Source organism: Methylobacterium radiodurans (assembly GCF_003173735.1).
GTDB classification, from domain to species: Bacteria; Pseudomonadota; Alphaproteobacteria; order Rhizobiales; family Beijerinckiaceae; genus Methylobacterium; species Methylobacterium radiodurans.
In genome coordinates, this window is record NZ_CP029551.1 from 3121941 (window position 1) to 3137501 (window position 15561).

Genomic DNA, 15561 nt, shown 5'->3' on the forward strand with positions numbered 1-15561 from the left:
GAGCGCGGCCGCCAATGCCTGGTTCCAGGCGCACGCCGAGGAATTCCGACGCCATGACGAAGCCGACCCATCTCTGGCGCGCCAGCGCCCTCGCGCTCGCCCTCGCGCTGCCGGGGCTCGCCGCGGCGCAGGCCCCGGCCGGCAAGGCACCCGAGGCGAAGGCCGCCGAGACCCCGGCTCCCGCGCCGATCGCGCCCGACACGGTGGTGGCCAAGGTGAACGGCCAGCCGATCACGGGCGGCGACCTCGCCGTGGCCTCCGACGACCCGGCCCTGTCGCTGCCGGGCGTGGACGATGCGCAGAAGCAGGGCCTGCTGGTCGACTACCTCGTGGACCTGAAGGTCGGCGCCCAGGCGGCCGAGGCAGCCAAGGTCGCCGAGACCCCGGACTTCAAGCGCAAGCTCAATTACTTCCGCGACAAGCTGCTGCTCGACGAGTACCTCGAGCGCGAGGCCAGGAAGGCGGCGACGCCCGAGGCGGCGCGCGCGGTCTACGACCAGAGCGTGAAGCTGATGAAGCCCGAGGAGGAGGTGCACGCCCGCCACATCCTCGTGGACAACGAGGCCGAGGCGAAGAAGATCGCCGCGCGGATCAAGGGCGGCGAGGATTTCGGCAAGGTCGCGGCCGAGACCTCGAAGGACCCGGGCTCGAAGACGGAAGGGGGCGACCTCGGCTGGTTCACCAAGGAGCGGATGGTGAAGGAGTTCGCCGACGCCGCCTTCAAGCTGCCGGTCGGCCAGGTCTCGGACCCGATCAAGACCCAGTTCGGCTGGCACGTCATCAAGGTCGAGGAGAAGCGGGTGAAGCCGCTGCCGACCTTCGACGAGTTGAAGGAGCAGATCGACCAGCACCTGATCCGCAAGGCGCAGCAGGACCTGATCCTGAAGCTGCGCCAGGAGGCGAAGATCGAGCGCACCGCCGCGGCTCCGCCCTCGCCGAGCGAGCAGAAGCCGGAGGCCGCGGAGCCGAAGAAGCCGTAGGGCGGGTTGCCCGGGGCCCCACTCTCCGGGCCCCGGGCTGCTCGGCCGCGCGGGGAAAACCCCGCGCCGCAGCCCGCCTCCGGTTCCACGCGCCGCGTTTTGCCTCTAGCTAGGGGCCCCGGGCCGCGCCGGTGGGGCGGGCGACGACAAGGATCGGCGGATTTGGATCTTCATCCTGCCACCTCCCCCGCGGCGGGCGACCGGCTGGACCCCGTCGCGATCATCGATATCGGCTCGAACTCGGTCCGCCTCGTCGCCTACGACCGGCTCGGCCGCGCGCCGACGCCGATCTACAACGAGAAGGTCCTGTGCGGCCTGGGCCGCAACGTGCTCACCACGGGCCGGCTCAACGAGGAGGCTGTCCGGCGCGCGCTCGCGGCGCTCGCCCGCTTCCGGGTGCTCTGCGACACGATGGGCGTCACGCGCCTGCACGTGCTGGCCACCGCCGCCGCGCGCGACGCCGAGAACGGCCCCGACTTCCTGGAGGCGGCGCGGGCGGCCTGCGGAACCGAGATCCAGCTCCTCTCCGGGCGGCGCGAGGCCGAGCTCTCGGCACTCGGCGTGATCTCGGGCTTCAACGCGCCGGACGGCGTGGTGGGCGATCTCGGAGGCGGCTCGCTCGAACTCGTGGACGTGCGCGGCGCCGTGGTGGGGCAGGGGGTGACGATGCCGCTCGGCGGCCTCGCCCTGCAGGATCTCTCGGGCGGCTCGCTCAAGAAGGCGGCCAAGCTCGTGCGCGAGCACATGCGCAAGGCCGCGCCGCAGCTGGAGACGCTGAAGGGCCGGACCTTCTACGCGGTGGGCGGCACGTGGCGGGCGCTCGCCCGCCTGCACATGGCCGCGCGCCAGTACCCGCTCCACGTCATGCACGGCTACACGGTCGAGCCCTCGGACGAGCTGAGCTTCCTGCAGGTGGTCGAGCAGTCCGACGCCTCCCAGCTCCAGGACGTCGAGGCGATCTCGGAGGCGCGCCGGCCGCTGCTCGCCTACGGCGCCGTGGTGCTGGAGGAGGTCATCCGGGTCGGGCGCCCGCGGGAGATCGCGATCTCGGCGACCGGCGTGCGCGAGGGGCTGCTCTACGAGCAGCTCGACCGCGACGCGCGGGCGGTGGACGCGCTCATCGCCGCGGCGGGCGAGCTGAACGCGCTGCGCGCCCGCTCGCCCGCCCACGCCGAGGACCTGATCGGCTGGACCGACCGCTTCGTGGAGAGCCTCGACGGGCCCGAGACCCTCGACGAGCGCCGCCTGCGCCACGCCGCCTGCCTGCTCTCCGACCTCGCCTGGCGGGCTCATCCCGACTACCGGGGCGAGCAGAGCATCGCGCTGATCCAGAACGGCGCCTTCACGGGCATCGACCATCCGGGCCGGGCCTATCTGGCGCTGGCGGTGGCGCTGCGGCACGACGGAGTCGCGCCCGAGAAGGCGAGCCCGGTGCTGCGGGCGCTCGCCGGCCCGCGCCTGTTCGAGCGGGCGCGGCTCCTCGGCGCTCTGCTGCGGGTGGCCTTCCCGCTCTCGGCCGGGATGGGTGGCGTGCTGGGGCGGGCGCCGCTCGCGGTCGCGGACCGGACCGTGACGCTTCACCTGCCCGCGGATGTCGAGGCTCTGGGCAGCGACCGGCTGCTCAACCGTGTGCGCGGCCTCGCCCGGCTGATCGGCCGGGAGGGGCGGATCGAGCTAGTGGGGTAGGGGGACACGCTCTTCCTCGGCGGGATGATCGACCGGATTGGTCTCGCCGCGGGTCGGCCGATGCGAGGACGCGCACGGATCGAATCGGCCCCGCCCGAAGGCCCCCGGCCTCGGGCGGACGAGCCTCACGCCGCCGTGCGGCGGCATGACCCGTTTCTGCCGAGCCTCTTCGTCACGGCGCACCACCCCAGGGATCTTGATCGGGACCGGCCCCGGCCCCACGCTCTGCCGCACAGCACAACGCCGCGCCCCGGGAGGACCTGTGCCTGCGCAACCCTGATGCCGCAGGATCGGGACTTCGTCGGCGGTCGTTATCGGGTAGGATCCTTCCCCGGAGCGCGCTGCGTCGCGGCGGACCGGAGAAGGCACGCCGCTCGCCCCACGGGCGCGCCGCCGCGCCCCGGGAGACCCGCGTTCGAGGAGAGAAGCATGAGCGCAAGCCCCGCCGTCAGTCACGCCGCCCACGGCCACGACGAGACGCTCGCGGTCTGCGATCCGGTCTGGTCGCGCCTGCGCGCCGAGGCCGAGGCCGTGCTGCGCGAGGAGCCGCAGCTCGCCTCCTTCATGGTGGCCAACATCCTGAACCACGAGAGCCTGGAGGGCGCTGTCGCCCACCGGGTCGCCCACCGGCTCGGGCATCCGGCGCTGCCGGCCGAGCTCGTGGCGCACGGCTTCTACGAGGCTCTGCGCGAGGATCCGCGCATCGGCGAGGCCTTCCGGGCCGACATCGTCGCGGTGATGGACCGCGACCCCGCGACCTTCCGGGCGATCGAGCCGGTGCTCTACTTCAAGGGCTTCCACGCCATCCAGGCGCACCGCCTCGCGCACCATTACTGGACCGCCGGGCGGCGCGACCTCGCGCTCTACATGCAGAGCCGGTCGTCGGAGGTGTTCCAGTGCGACATTCACCCGGCGGCGCGGATCGGGCGGGGCATCTTCCTCGACCACGCCACGGGCCTCGTGGTCGGCTCGACCGCGGTGATCGAGGACGACGTCTCGATCCTGCACGCCGTCACGCTCGGCGGCACCGGCAAGCAGGGGGCCGACCGCCACCCGAAGATCCGCCGCGGCGTGATGATCGGCGCGGGCGCCAAGATCCTCGGCAACATCGAGGTGGGGGCCTGCGCGCGCGTGGCCGCCGGCTCCGTGGTGCTGCGGCCGGTGCCGCCGAACACCACGGTCGTTGGCGTGCCCGCCCGCGTCGTCGGCACGGCGGGCTGCGCCGAACCCGCACGGGCCATGGACCAGCTCGTCAGCATGGACCAGTTCATCCACATGGCCGAGGGCATCTGAATGGCCGAGGGCATCTGAGCCCGCGCTTGCCGCCCGCTCCCCGGCGTGGCAAGCCCGCGCCCCGTCAGAGAGAGGAGACGAGACCGCGTGACCAAGCCCGAGATCGCGAAGCTGCAGGACTACCTGCGCCGCAAGTTCGCGAACAACAACATCCGCATCGTCGCCATGAAGGCCGCCGACTCGGCGGAAGTTTATATCGGCGAGGAATCGATCGGCGTGATCGCCGACGACAAGGAGGACGGCGACGACTCGTTCGTCTTCCGCATGCCGATCCTCGACATCGACCTCGACGAGTAGGCCCCGCTGTTGACGGGTTAACCCTAGCCCGGACAAACGCTTAACGTTTCGTAAACGACCGGGTTAGAGTGCGCGCGATCTCGTACAGGAGTCCGCGCGCATGGTCGTCTCGCCCGCCGCCCTCGAATCGATCCGCACGCTCTGCGTCGGCCTCGCCCTCTCGGGGCTGCTCGCCAGCGCCTACGAGCTGTTCACCGCCCGCCGGGCGAGCTTCAGCCTGCTGGAACGGGGCGGCGTGGCGGCGGCGGCGGCGCTGCCGATGCTGGCCTTCAGCGCACCCTTCATCATCCTGCGCAACACCGTGCGCGGGCGCCGGATCGAGGGGCGGCCGATCCCCTTCGTGATGCTGGCCACCATGATCGCCTGCGGCTGGAGCCTGCTCTCGGGCAGCCTCGCGCTGCGGCTCGCCGGCCTGATCGCGGGCGTCTGAATTCCGGGACCCCACCGAAGGGTCGAGACCCTTCGGTGGGGTCCCGGGGCAACGCCCCGGCTTGAACCCTCCGTCCCGGCTCCGCCGGGAGGGAGCGTTCAAATACAGGGCCCTGCCCTGCACGCGCCAAAGGTCTCGACCTTTGGAATCCAGGACCTCAGCGGTTCGCCGTCACCGTCGGCGAGGCACCGCCGTTGAGCGAAACCCAGCGCTCGCTGTCCTGGCCCTCGCGCTTGATGTAGGCGTAGCCGGTGCGGCGCCAGGACAGGACCGCGTTGGTCTTGTTGTCGAGGATGAAGTCGCCGCGGTCGGTGCGCACCATCAGCACCGCGTGGCCCTCGCCGATCTCGTCGATCACCACCGTCATGCGCAGCGCCCGCCTGGGCAGGCCGCGCTCCACCAGCATCCGGCGCTTCAGGAGCTGGTAGTCCTCGCAATCCCCGAAACCGTCGTCCGGGTATTCCCAGCGGTCGACCACGCCCCAGTGGGCCTGGTCGGTGATCGGCTTGATGCGCGCGTTGACCCGGCGGTTCACGCTGGTCAGCGTCCGCCACAGGGCCGTGTTGAGCGGGATCACGGCCGGCTCGCGCGTGTCGACGGCGCACTCATCCGGCATCCGCGCGCACATCGCCGTCCAGGCCGCGACGGGGCGCACCTCGCCGCCCGACTCGACGACGAGCCCGTCCTCCGGCAGGGCGGGCTTGGTGCCGGCCTGGGTTGAGGCGCCCCCGAGCATCAGGATCGTGCCGACGAGACCGAAGCTACAGGCCCGACCGAGCCGCCCCGCGACCGCGCGCCAGCGCGGGGCGGACAGAGCCAGCGCCGTCTCGGCCACATCCTGGACAACCGCGTGCGTCATGCCCGCTGCCCCCACCGCCCTTGTCGTTGCGATGAAGGTTGCATGACGCCGAACGGCGCTCAACCCGAAAGTGAAGGACGAATTAACGCGCGCGGCGTCACAGGGTTCCAAAGAAAAATGGTGTTGCGTGCACGCCGATGCGGAGACGTTGCTGCCATGCATCAAGGGCATGCGTGAGCCGCGCGTGCGCGGGAGAGCTTGATTCCGCGCCCGTTTGCCGGCTTGAGACGTTGCTCCGCGGCCGGGCGATTCGCCCGGACCGGTAGACCATACCGCAAGACGACCTTGCAAAGGCCATCTTGCAAGAACCCGGCCAGAGCGCCCAAAGCGCCGCAAGCAACAGGACCGCAGATGCAGCCCGCCATCCAGCACGTGATCCGCGCGCTCGCCGAGGATGGGCGGGACGGGGCGCAGGGGATCGCCGAGTACGCCGTCGATACCTTCGCGGCGTCCTGCCCTACCGAGGGCGACCGGGCACTCGCCCTCGACATTCTGCTGCGCGACCTCGCCAGCCTGCGGGGCGTGGCGCCGCATCTCGCCGCCTTCGTCGGCCGGATCGAGGCCTACGTCGTCCGCCTCAAGGCCGTGAAGCGTCCGCTCATGGTCGCCGAGGCGGCCTGATTCAGCGGTTGGCGGTCATCGCCGGGGAGGTAAGGCCGCCGAGGGAGACCCACGCTGTGGCGTCCTGGCTCTCGCGCTTGACGAAGACGTAGCCGGTGCGGTGCCAGGGCAGGATCTGGCTGGTCTTGTTGTCGAGCACGAGGTCGCCGCGGTCGGTGATCAGGGTGAGCACGGCATGGCCCTCGCCCTTCTCGTCGATCACGACCGTCATCCGCATGGCGCGCTTGGGCAGGCCGGCGGCGGCCAGCAGGTGGCGCTTGAGGAGCTGGAAGTCCTCGCAGTCGCCGATGCCGTCCTCGGCCAGATCCCAGCGGTCGGGCGTGCCCAGGTGATCCTGGTCGGTCATCGCCCGCACGCTCTTGTTCACGCGCTTGTTGACCGCGACGATCGTCGACCACAGGGCCGGCGTCAGGCTGATCCGGGCCGGCTCGTTCCGGTCCACCGCGCACTCGGTCCCGTAGGCCTGGCAGAACGTCACCCACGCGGCGATCGGCTTGGCCGCGCCGAGCGGAGTCGCGCCGGCCTCGATCGCCGGCAGGGGGAGGGCGGCCTCGGCGGCCTCGGCGGCCCCGCCGAGCAGGCCGGCGCACAGGCCGACCGCGACACCGAGCACCTTCAGAACCGATCCGCCGCGCATCGCAACCACCCCGGGCCACCACCCTCGTTCGTGGGGTCACGATGCCGCCACGCCCGCTGCGCCGCGCTGAAGCCGATGCGCGCAATTTTATCGATTCGGGGGTCCTGGGAGGCGGCCTCGCCGCAGACCCAACCGCGCCTGACGCGGATACAGCGACTTGCTGAGATCGCGTTCAGGGCAAGGAAACCCTACCGGGAGGTGGAAACCCTACCGGAAGGTGGAAACCCCGCGGCGCGGGGGAGAGGCAGGCAGACCGGCCTCCTCGGCCCGCTCCTCCACCGCCTCGCAGAGCGGCGGCGGGGTCAGCGTGCCGCGCCAGCGGCCGTAGGCCCAGGGGCGGTACCAGGCCGCGCGCGGCGGCGGCGCCTCCGGCACGAGATCGATGCCGTGGGTGCCGAAGGGGCCGCAGCGGCAGATCCGGGCGAGGCCCATCCAGCCGCCCGGCCAGAGCCCGTGCCGGGCGATCGCCTCATCGGTGTAGGCGGAGCAGCTCGGCCAGTGCCGGCACTGGCGCCCGACGAGGCCCGACAGGGTGAGCTGGTAGCCGCGGATCGCGACGTGCGCCGCCCGGCGGGTCAGGCCCAAGCGCGGCCCCTCAGGCGGCCTGGCGCTTCGCCGCGATCTGGTCGAGGGCATCGACCACCGCGTCGAAGGTCAGCAGCGTCGAGGCGTGGCGGGCCTTGAAGTCGCGCACCGGCTCCAGCACCGCGAAATCCGTCCACGGCCCCTCCGGCGCGGGCGCGCCCTGCTTCAGCATGGCCCGCACCGCCTCGCGCAGCGCCCTGAGATCCTCCGCCGAGGCGCCGACCACGTGGCGCGCCATCAGCGAGGACGAGGCCTGACCGAGCGCGCAGGCCCGCACCTCGTGGGCGAAGTCGGCCACGCGGTCCTCGGCGTCGAGGGCCAGATCAATCGTCACGGTCGAGCCGCAGAGCTTCGAGTGCGCGGTGGCGCTGGCATCCGGCCGGTCGAGGCGCCCGAGGCGGGGGATGTCGGCGGCGAGTTCGAGGATGCGCCGGTTGTAGATGTCGTCGAGCATCGAAGCGTCGCTCTCGCAGGAGACCGTCGGGATCGGGATCAGCCCCGCACGCCGCGCATCGGATGGTCCGTTGCGCGACGGCGCCGAAACGACGATATAGGCGTGAACACGCCGCTTCGCGAGGAGGCGGCCGTCGACCAGGGTCGCGCCCACGGCCAGGGGCGCTCGATCGCAGCGGGCACCGGCCGGATCCGCCTCCCGTGCCGGACACGAGGCCCGGGACGCCCTGTCGCGATGTACGCCAAGCCCGACAGCACGACCATGAAGTCCCGTGTGGCGCGGGCGGGAGATGCCATGGATGCCGCTCTCAAATCCCTGTCCTACCGCTCGGTCGAGGCCGAGGAGGGCCGGGCCCTGCCGATGATGCGCAACGACAACGCGCCCCGCGCCGAGGCGGCCCCCGACATCGCGCCGGAGCCGGCCTCCGCCACCCGCGTCCCCGAGGGCATCGCGCTCGGGCGGCCGAGCCGCGAGGAGGCCGAGGCCGCCGTGCGGACCCTGCTGCGCTGGGCCGGCGACGACCCGAACCGCGAGGGCCTGCGCGACACGCCCGCCCGCGTGGCGAAGGCCTACGGCCAGCTCTTCGGCGGCTACGACACCGATGCCGAGGAGCTGCTGGAGCGGGTCTTCGAGGAGGTCGAGGGCTACTCCGACATCGTGCTGGTGCGCGACATCCCGTTCTACTCCCACTGCGAGCACCACATGGTGCCGTTCATGGGGCTCGCCCACATCGCCTACTACCCGACCAAGGGCGTGGTGGGCCTCTCGAAGCTCGCCCGGGTGGTCGACACCTTCGCCCGCCGCCTGCAGACGCAGGAGACCATGACGGCCCAGATCGCCGACGTGATCGAGAGCATCCTCAAGCCCCGCGGCGTCGCGGTGCTGGTCGAGGCCGAGCATCTCTGCATGGCGATGCGCGGCGTGCAGAAGGCCGGCGTCTCGACCATCACCAGCCAGTTCCGCGGCGTCTTCCGGGACGACCCGAACGAGCAGGTCCGCTTCCTGACGCTCGTGCGCGGCGGCAAGGGCTGACGCGGCGGCCGAACCGATGACCACGCCCCCGCCCTTCGACGCGCCCGGCAGCCGCCACGAGGTCGAGGAGGGCTCCGCCTTCACGCCGCGCTTCGACGCGAACGGGCTGATCAGCTGCATCGCGGTCGACGCGCATGACGGGCGCGTGCTCATGCTCGCGCACATGAACGCGGAATCGCTCGCCCGCACGCTGGAGACCGGCGAGGCCTGGTACTGGTCGCGCTCGCGCGGCGAGCTCTGGCACAAGGGCGCAACCTCCGGCCAGATCCAGCGCGTCGTCGAGATGCGCACCGACTGCGACCAGGACGCCGTGCTGATCACCGTCTCGGTCGGCGGCGACGGCGGCTGCTGCCACACCGGGCGCCGCGACTGCTTCTACCGCAGCGTCTCGCTCGACCGGACGGCTGGGCGCGCGATGCTGCGGCCCGCCGAGCCTTGAGCCTCCGCGCGGCGCCGGATCCGGGCTTCGGGCCGGACGCCGTCGAGCCGCGCCGGGCCGCGCCGGGCGGCCCGCGCCTCGGGCTGGCGCTGGGGGGCGGCTCGGCCCGGGGCTGGGCGCATATCGGCGTGATCCGGGCGCTCGAGGCAGCCGGCATCCATCCGAGCGTGGTGGCGGGCTGCTCGATCGGCGCGGTGGTCGGCGCCTGCTACGCCGCCGGAAAGCTCCACTTGCTGGAGGATTTCGCCCGATCGCTGACGAAGCGCCGGGTCGTCGGCCTGCTCGACCTGCGCCTGTCGGGAGCGAGCCTGATCGGCGGCGACCGCCTGCGCCGGCGGCTCGCGGCGGATCTGGAGGCGCGCCGCATCGAGGACCTGCCGGTGCGTTTCGCGGCGGTCGCGACCGAACTCGGCGCCGGCCACGAGGTCTGGCTGAGCCGCGGCCCCCTGATCGAGGCGGTGCAGGCCTCCTACGCTCTGCCGGGGATCTTCCCGCCGGTCCATATCGACGGGCGCCTGCTGATGGACGGCACCCTGGTCAACCCGGTGCCGGTGGCGCTCGCCCGGGCGATGGGGGCGGACCTCGTGGTCTGCGTCAACCTCGGCTGCGAGTCCGGCGCCCGCGGCCGAGTGGTCGAGGCCGCGGGTGCGGACCCGGTGGAGCGGGCGGTGGCGGGCGCCGTCGAGGCGCGGCGGCGCTGGAGCCTGTTCGGGGCCGTGCGGGCGCGCCGCCGCCGGCCGCGCGATCCCGTCCCGGCCGCGCCCGGCATCGCCCGGGTGATGTTCGACGCCTTCAACATCACGCAGGACCGCATCTCGCGCGCCCGCCTGGAGCGCGACCCGCCCGATCTCAGCATCGGTCCGGACCTTGCCGGGATGGGCCTGTTCGAGTTCCACCGCGCCGCCGAGGGGATCGCGCTCGGCGAGGCGGCGGCCCGCGCCGCGCTCCCCCGCCTGCGCGCGCTGATGGCCGGGGCGAGCGCCAGGGCGTGAGGTCCCGGATCTCGAAGGTCCGAGACCTTCGGCGGGTCCAGGGCGGAGCCCTGGTCGGCGAAGCCAATCCGCGGCCGAGGCTCGGGGCTCTGCCCCGAACCCCGCCGAAGGGCCCGAGGCCCTTCGGGATCCCCGGGATCAGGCCGTGGTAATGTAGTCGCGCAGCGCCTGGTGCTCGGCCTCGACGGTCGCGATGCGGCGCTTCACCACGTCGCCGATCGAGATCATGCCGACGAGCCGGCCGTCCTCGCAGACGGGCACGTGGCGGAAGCGGCCTGCCGTCATGGTCTGCATCACCTCCTCGACGGTGGTGCTGCGGCCGCAGGTGGTCACCTTGCGGGTCATGTGCGCGGAGACCGGCTCGTCGAGTGCCGCGGCGCCGAGCTTGGACAGCACCCGCATGATGTCGCGCTCGGAAAGGATGCCGGCCACGGCGCCGTCCGCCTCCGTCACCACGAGCGCACCGATGCTCTTCTCGGCGAGCAGGTGGATCGCGGCGTCCAGCGTGTGCGCCGGGCTGATCGTAACGACGGAAGAGCCCTTCTCGATGAGGATGCGTGCGACGGTCATGTCCCCTCCCTGCCTGGAGAAGCACGCCGCAGCCCGCGGCGCGCTGGTTGCGGCCCGGCCGGGTTCGTCCCGGCTCTCATGCCGATCAAGGCGAGTGTGTGGCGATTGTATCCCGATGGCAAGCGCCGGACGCGGGCAACCCCTGCGATCTTCGCATGGGCACACCGTCACGTCAGTGCGGACGGCGGCTCAGGGGATCGACGAGCGGGAACAGGAAGAAGCCGGCCGCGAAGCCGCCGAGATGCGCGTCCCAGGCGATCGAGGTTCCCTCGCCGCCGAACGGCAGGGCGATGAGACCGAACAGCAGGTTCGTGACGAGCCAGATGATCAGGAAGGTCGCGGCCGTCCGGTTGCGCAGGAGTTCGGGCAGCGTCTCGGGCGGGCGGCGCGGCGGCAATTGCCAGGGCTGGCTGCCGTAGCCGGCCGCGGGCGGCTGGAACACGAATCGGGCCGCGGCCGCCATCAGGGCCGAGACCCCCGCCGAGGCGCCCACCAGCGGCGCGGTGCTCAAGGGATCGATCGCCACGTGGAGCGCGCCCCCCGCCACCGTGCCGGCGAGCCCGATCAGCCCGTAGCGCCACGCCCCGCAGCGGCGCGCCACCGGCGAGCCGAAAGCCGCGAGCCAGACGCTGTTGAAGATCACGTGCAGCCAGGAGCCGTGCAACAGCGCGTAGGTGGCGAAGGTCCAGAGCTTCGGCTCCGGGTCGCTCGCGAAGACGCGGATATAGGTCTCGACGGCCTCCGCGTAGCCGGGTATCGCCGTCTTCCCCGCGGCGTCGATCACCGCCTGGGCGCGGTCGGGATCGACCCAGAGCGTCCAGCGCACCGGCAGCAGGGCGAGCGCGTCGAACAGCCGGATGTCCCAATCGTCCGGGAGCACGAGGGTGCGCGCCGCGTGGATCGCCATCAGCAGGGCGATCGAGGCGGTGACGACGCCCGGCAGGTTGAACACGGGCACGCGGCTCTGGCGCGGAAAGTCGGGGGAGGCATCCATCGCTCACCATGTCGGGGCGCAGCGCCGCGCGGCAAGTCCCCGTACGGTCAAGTTCCTGGCACGGTCAGGCCCCGTCGCGGCGACCGCGCGTCGCGATAGCGGGGGACAATTAACCCTAAGGACAGGTTACGCGCGCCGGAGGCCCGGCGAAGGCATAGGGTGTGCGCAGTGATTCCTTAAGCTTTCACGATCGTTCGGAAACCCGTCCGCGGGCGTGCCGAACCGGGACAGCCCCGCTCGGTCAGGGACGGATCCGGCACACATGAAGCACCCCACCAGCCGCGCACTGCATACCTACTGGAACCGCATCCGAGGGGAGCGCAGCGCGCCCGAGCGCGCGGAGATCGAGCCCGGCGAGATCCGGCACCTGCTTGCCGACAGCCTGATCCTCGAACTCAACCTGCCGATGCGCGGGGCGCATCTGCGGCTCGCCGGCACGCGGGTCTGCGCGCTGTTCGGCCGCGAATTGCGCGGTCTCCCGTTCGGCGGCCTCTGGGAGCCCGACCCCGCGCGTGCCGGGCCGGCGCATGCCGAGTCCTGGCAGGTTCTGGAGATCGTGGCCGGCGAGGGCGTCGGGGCGGTGATGGGCCTGCGCGGACACACGGCAGCCGGCGAGAGCCTCGACCTCGAACTCCTGCTGCTGCCCCTGCGCCACCGCGGCCGGACACATGCTCGGATGATCGGCACCCTCAGCCCGCTCACCGTGCCGCACTGGATCGGCCTGCGGCCGCTGGCCGGGCTGGAGACCGTCTCGCTGCGCATCCTCGGGACCGGCACCACCCCGCTGCCCGGCGCGGTTCCCCCGGTCCCCGCCAACGACGCCGCCCCGATGCGACGCGGGCACCTGCTGGTCCATCGCGGCGGGCGTGCCTGAGGCGTCGCGGCACGACCTGAGGCTTTCGGACAACCGAACAAGGCTTTCGTAACGGGCGGCGCATAACGTCCGGGTCCGATCCCACTCTTCCAGCCGGGTCCGGATGCAAGCGAGTCTCGTCATGCCCGCAGGCCCCGCCGTCGTCGTGCCCGAGATGGGGCATGTCCCGACGCTGCGGCACGCCGTGCGCGCGTCCGACCAGCGCCGCTTCCAGCGCGTCAAGGTGGCGCTGCTCGGCCGATACATGCTGAGCGACCGCCGGGAATTTCCCTGCCAGACCGTCGACATGTCGCCGGGCGGCGTGCGGCTGACCTGCGCGGTAGTCGGCAGCGTGGGCGAGCGCGTCGTCCTCTACCTCGAGCAGGTCGGCCGCATCGAGGGCGCGATCGCCCGCCATACCGCGGGCGGCTTCGCGATCGAACTCGCCGGCACGGCGCGCAAGCGCGACAAGATCGCCTCGCAGCTGACATGGCTCGCGAACCGCGAGATGCTCGGCCTGCCCGAGGGCCGCACCCACGAGCGCATCGTTCCCAAGCTGCCGGGCATCGTCCTGCGCCTGGAGACGGGCCGCGAGGTCCACGCCCGCATCATCGACTTCTCGATGTCGGGCGCCGCCATCGCCTGCGCGGCCCAGCCCGCGATCGGCAGCGTCGTCACGGTCGGCAAGACATTGGGCCGGGTCGTGCGCTACTTCGAGGGCGGCCTCGGCGTGCAGTTCCTGCTGCCGATCGACCCCGACCGCTTCCACGACGGCATGACGCTCTGACGCGCGGCGGCATCCGCGGGCACGGGTTCGTGAGGGGGAGGGAGCCCCACGGGCCGTGCGGCGATGCCGACCTTGCCAGCCCGGCGGAAAGCGCGCCACACTCGGCGTCCGGATGAAGGAACGCCCGCGCGCATGACATCAGGCTCAGCCGCCACCGCCCTCGACGAGGGCATCGTCGCCACCGCCGAGAGCTGCCTCGGCGCCGTCGGTGAAGCCCGCGAGGCGATCCACGGGGTGATCTTCGGCCAGGAGCAGGTGGTCGATCTCGCCCTGGTGACGATCCTGGCCGGCGGACACGGCCTCCTCGTCGGCCTGCCCGGCCTCGCCAAGACAAAGCTCGTGGAGACGCTGGGCACGGTGCTGGGCCTCGACGCGCGCCGCGTCCAGTTCACCCCCGACCTGATGCCCTCCGACATCCTCGGCACCGAGATCCTCGACGAGGATGCCGAGCGGCGCCGCTCCTTCCGCTTCGTGCGAGGACCGGTCTTCACGCAGCTGCTGATGGCCGACGAGATCAACCGGGCGAGCCCGCGCACCCAGTCGGCCCTGCTCCAGGCGATGCAGGAGCACTTCGTCTCGGTGGCCGGCGAGCGCCACGACCTGCCGCGCCCCTTCCACGTTCTCGCCACCCAGAACCCGATCGAGCAGGAGGGTACCTACCCGCTGCCCGAGGCGCAGCTCGACCGCTTCCTCTTGGAGATCGACGTCGGCTATCCCGACCGTGCCGCCGAGCGCCGCATCCTGATCGAGACCACCGGCGTCGAGGAGACGCGGGCCAAGCCGGCGATGAGCACCGACCAGCTGCTGACCGCCCAGCGCCTCGTGCGCCGCCTGCCGGTCGGCGAGGCGGTGGTCGAGGCGATCCTCGACCTCGTGCGCGCGGCCCGGCCCGACAGCGGCGACGCACTGGTCAAGGGCAAGCTGATGTGGGGGCCCGGCCCACGCGCCAGCCAGGCGCTGACCCTGGCGGTCCGCGCCCGCGCGCTGATCGAGGGCCGCGTCGCCCCATCGGTGGCGGATGTGAAGGCGCTGGCCGAACCCGTTCTGAAGCACCGCATGGCGCTGGGCTACGCGGCCCGCGCCGACGGCGAGACCGTCGAGGGGCTGATCGCCAAGCTGGCGGAGCGGCTCTGAGCTTGGTCGCGACCCGCGCCCTCGGCGCCGAAGCGCGCAATCCCGGCCGGCACGAGAGCGAGAGCGCCGCGTCGCTCGCCGAGCGCATGCCCCGGCTGATCCTGGAATCGCGGCGGGTGTCGAGCCTGCTCGCCCACGGCCTGCACGGGCGCCGCCGGGCGGGGCCCGGCGAGAGCTTCTGGCAGTTCCGCCCCTTCGTCACCGGCGAGGCCGCCGCGCGCATCGACTGGCGCCGCTCGGCCCGCGACGACCGGCTCTACGTGCGCGAGCGCGAGTGGGAGGCCGCCCACAACATCTGGCTCTGGATCGACCGCTCGGCCTCGATGGGCTTTTCCTCGGACCTGGCGACGGCGCCGAAGATCGAGCGGGCCCTGGTGCTGGGGCTGGCGCTCGCCGACGCCTTCGTGGAGGGCGGCGAGCGGGTGGGCCTGCTCGGCCTCACCCGGGCCACCGCGGCGCGCAACATCGTGGAGCGGCTGGCGCAAGCGCTCGTCGCGGACGAGGCCGGCCTGACCCAGGATCTGCCGCCCCGCGCCGAGCCCGGCCGGTTCGACGAGGCGATCCTCGTCAGCGACTTCCTGACGCCGCCCGAGCGGGTCGGCGCCGCCGTGCGCGACATCGCCGGCCGCGGCAGCCGCGGTCACCTCGTCGTCGTCGTGGATCCGATCGAGGAAACCTTCCCGTTCGCCGGCCAGGCGGTGCTGCACGATCTCGAATCCGGCCTCGCCCTCGATATCGGCGAGGCCGCCATCTGGGGCGCGGCCTACCGCGAGCGGATCGCTGCCCACCGCGCCGCGCTCACCGAGATCGCCCGCGCCCAGGGCTGGACCTTCACGCTCCACCGCACCGACCGGCCGGCGAGCGAGGCGGCGCTCCGCCTGATGACGCTGGTCGCGGCCCGCGGGGCCTGAGGAGGCG

19 protein-coding genes are annotated in these 15561 nt (G+C 72.5%); 13 read left to right on the top strand and 6 right to left on the bottom strand.

Translation table 11 applies throughout. From position 1 onward, the window contains the following. Window positions 1-53: 53 nt before the first annotated feature. The 5 genes from DK427_RS14625 (at window position 54) to DK427_RS14645 (ending at window position 4686) form a co-directional block, all read left to right on the top strand. Window positions 54-980 carry a peptidylprolyl isomerase gene (locus DK427_RS14625; RefSeq protein WP_109951904.1) on the top strand — a complete coding sequence of 309 codons (927 nt, stop codon included), beginning with the start codon at window positions 54-56 and terminating at the stop codon, window positions 978-980. A 162-nt stretch (window positions 981-1142) separates the two neighbouring features. Further along, the gene (ppx, locus tag DK427_RS14630; RefSeq protein ID WP_245930573.1) at window positions 1143-2666 is read left to right on the top strand and encodes an exopolyphosphatase; all 1524 of its coding nucleotides are present in this window, start codon (window positions 1143-1145) and stop codon (window positions 2664-2666) included. A gap of 429 nt (window positions 2667-3095) precedes the next feature. After that, window positions 3096-3959, top strand: a complete 864-nt coding sequence (gene cysE / locus DK427_RS14635; RefSeq protein WP_109951905.1) for a serine O-acetyltransferase — start codon at window positions 3096-3098, stop codon at window positions 3957-3959. Window positions 3960-4046: 87 nt separating this feature from the next. Then, window positions 4047-4256 (top strand): DUF3126 family protein, encoded by a 210-nt coding sequence (locus DK427_RS14640; RefSeq protein WP_109951906.1) that lies wholly within the window; start codon window positions 4047-4049, stop codon window positions 4254-4256. A 100-nt stretch (window positions 4257-4356) separates the two neighbouring features. Next, complete coding sequence (locus DK427_RS14645; RefSeq protein ID WP_109951907.1) at window positions 4357-4686, top strand: DUF6949 family protein; 330 nt, start codon at window positions 4357-4359, stop codon at window positions 4684-4686. Between the two features lie 157 nt (window positions 4687-4843). Here DK427_RS14645 and DK427_RS14650 read toward each other — a convergent pair whose 3' ends face one another. Beyond that, window positions 4844-5545 carry a transglutaminase-like cysteine peptidase gene (locus tag DK427_RS14650; RefSeq protein WP_109951908.1) on the bottom strand — a complete coding sequence of 234 codons (702 nt, stop codon included), beginning with the start codon at window positions 5543-5545 and terminating at the stop codon, window positions 4844-4846. Window positions 5546-5896: 351 nt separating this feature from the next. Between DK427_RS14650 and DK427_RS14655 the strand changes: the two genes are divergently transcribed. Beyond that, on the top strand, window positions 5897-6166 hold the full coding sequence (locus DK427_RS14655; protein WP_109951909.1) for a hypothetical protein: 270 nt from the start codon (window positions 5897-5899) through the stop codon (window positions 6164-6166). A 1-nt stretch (window position 6167) separates the two neighbouring features. On the opposite strand, the gene DK427_RS14660 is transcribed toward DK427_RS14655, so the two are convergent. The 3 genes from DK427_RS14660 to DK427_RS14670 form a co-directional block, all read right to left on the bottom strand. Then, window positions 6168-6803, bottom strand: a complete 636-nt coding sequence (locus DK427_RS14660) for a transglutaminase-like cysteine peptidase (RefSeq protein ID WP_109951910.1) — start codon at window positions 6801-6803, stop codon at window positions 6168-6170. Window positions 6804-7010: 207 nt separating this feature from the next. Continuing rightward, entirely contained in the window at window positions 7011-7382 is a 372-nt protein-coding gene (gene yidD / locus DK427_RS14665) for a membrane protein insertion efficiency factor YidD (RefSeq protein ID WP_109954173.1), read from the bottom strand. Between the two features lie 16 nt (window positions 7383-7398). Continuing rightward, the gene (locus DK427_RS14670) at window positions 7399-7842 is read right to left on the bottom strand and encodes an iron-sulfur cluster assembly scaffold protein (RefSeq protein WP_109954174.1); all 444 of its coding nucleotides are present in this window, start codon (window positions 7840-7842) and stop codon (window positions 7399-7401) included. Between the two features lie 294 nt (window positions 7843-8136). Here DK427_RS14670 and folE point away from each other — a divergent pair, with 294 nt between their 5' ends. The 3 genes from folE to DK427_RS14685 are packed head-to-tail and all read left to right on the top strand — an operon-like array spanning window position 8137 to window position 10305. Next, the gene (gene folE / locus DK427_RS14675) at window positions 8137-8874 is read left to right on the top strand and encodes a GTP cyclohydrolase I FolE (protein ID WP_484194922.1); all 738 of its coding nucleotides are present in this window, start codon (window positions 8137-8139) and stop codon (window positions 8872-8874) included. A 16-nt stretch (window positions 8875-8890) separates the two neighbouring features. Continuing rightward, window positions 8891-9313 (top strand): phosphoribosyl-AMP cyclohydrolase, encoded by a 423-nt coding sequence (gene hisI, locus DK427_RS14680; RefSeq protein WP_109951911.1) that lies wholly within the window; start codon window positions 8891-8893, stop codon window positions 9311-9313. Continuing rightward, on the top strand, window positions 9310-10305 hold the full coding sequence (locus DK427_RS14685) for a patatin-like phospholipase family protein (RefSeq protein ID WP_109951912.1): 996 nt from the start codon (window positions 9310-9312) through the stop codon (window positions 10303-10305). Before hisI ends, DK427_RS14685 begins: the two co-directional genes overlap by 4 nt. A gap of 138 nt (window positions 10306-10443) precedes the next feature. Here the strand turns inward: DK427_RS14685 and DK427_RS14690 are convergent, their stop codons facing one another. Next, a complete protein-coding gene (locus DK427_RS14690) occupies window positions 10444-10875 on the bottom strand; it encodes a CBS domain-containing protein (protein WP_109951913.1) in 432 nt (143 codons plus the stop codon). Window positions 10876-11047: 172 nt separating this feature from the next. Further along, window positions 11048-11869: a rhomboid family intramembrane serine protease gene (locus tag DK427_RS14695; RefSeq protein WP_109951914.1), complete on the bottom strand. Its 822-nt coding sequence runs from the start codon at window positions 11867-11869 to the stop codon at window positions 11048-11050. A gap of 262 nt (window positions 11870-12131) precedes the next feature. On the opposite strand from DK427_RS14695, the gene DK427_RS14700 reads away from it, so the two are divergent. The 4 genes from DK427_RS14700 to DK427_RS14715 all read left to right on the top strand — a co-directional run bounded on the left by DK427_RS14700 (window position 12132) and on the right by DK427_RS14715 (window position 15554). Then, window positions 12132-12743, top strand: a complete 612-nt coding sequence (locus DK427_RS14700; protein WP_109951915.1) for a PAS domain-containing protein — start codon at window positions 12132-12134, stop codon at window positions 12741-12743. Between the two features lie 154 nt (window positions 12744-12897). Beyond that, a complete protein-coding gene (locus DK427_RS14705) occupies window positions 12898-13509 on the top strand; it encodes a PilZ domain-containing protein (RefSeq protein ID WP_109954176.1) in 612 nt (203 codons plus the stop codon). Between the two features lie 132 nt (window positions 13510-13641). Beyond that, the gene (locus DK427_RS14710) at window positions 13642-14643 is read left to right on the top strand and encodes an AAA family ATPase (RefSeq protein WP_109951916.1); all 1002 of its coding nucleotides are present in this window, start codon (window positions 13642-13644) and stop codon (window positions 14641-14643) included. A gap of 2 nt (window positions 14644-14645) precedes the next feature. Continuing rightward, entirely contained in the window at window positions 14646-15554 is a 909-nt protein-coding gene (locus tag DK427_RS14715) for a DUF58 domain-containing protein (RefSeq protein ID WP_109951917.1), read from the top strand. Window positions 15555-15561: the final 7 nt, after the last annotated feature.